Genomic DNA, 579 nt, shown 5'->3' with positions numbered 1-579 from the left:
TCGAATCCAAGGCACTTTGAGCAAAGAACAATTTTATGATGAAACTCACTGTTTGTTTTCAGGCAAATGGAACAACATGTCGGGTTTTGAGCAACTCGCTCAAGAAACCATTTTAGAAAGAAAAGTGGATCTCGTCACATCTTCGCTTGCTGGTATGGCGTTGTACGTCGCACAACGCGATTGTTTAGGTCTAGTGTCTCAATCTTTTGCGAACAAATGGAGCAAAGCCCTTAAGCTTCAAGTTCTGCCTTGCCCCATTTCTATATGCACTATCCCTTACAAGTTCGTCTACCATAAACGTGAGTTAAACAACCCTGCTCATATTGCATTGCGAGAGAGAATCAAAACGCACCTAGCCGCTGCGCATTACGAACCTATTTCTTTGTAGTCACGGTCGCTTTGAGCTGTTGAATAACTTCCTCAGGAGCATGTGCACCAAGCTGCTTGGTGCACTGTTCAAAGGCAAATGCAACGCCGCCTTGTCGATAGTTTCTCGCCAACACTTCGCACTGAGCATAAAGATGCCTCGGGTCGCCACCAACTTCAAAGGCCTTGTTTAACGACTTACTCGCTTCTAAT

At 45.1% G+C, this 579-nt stretch carries 2 protein-coding genes; one reads left to right on the top strand and one right to left on the bottom strand.

The features are described 5' to 3' along the window. The coding region (locus R7Q48_RS29450; protein ID WP_318133905.1) for a LysR substrate-binding domain-containing protein at positions 1–388 on the top strand (388 nt) is incomplete at its 5' end. Here R7Q48_RS29450 and R7Q48_RS29445 read toward each other — a convergent pair. After that, on the bottom strand, positions 375–579 hold a 205-nt coding region (locus R7Q48_RS29445; protein WP_318133903.1), incomplete at its 5' end, for a hypothetical protein. The two genes, R7Q48_RS29450 and R7Q48_RS29445, sit on opposite strands and share 14 nt — an antisense overlap.

This window comes from Vibrio sp. 378, assembly GCF_033339435.1.
The sequence above is the reverse complement of the archived record's forward strand: the minus strand, read 5'-3'. Positions and strand labels throughout refer to the sequence as shown.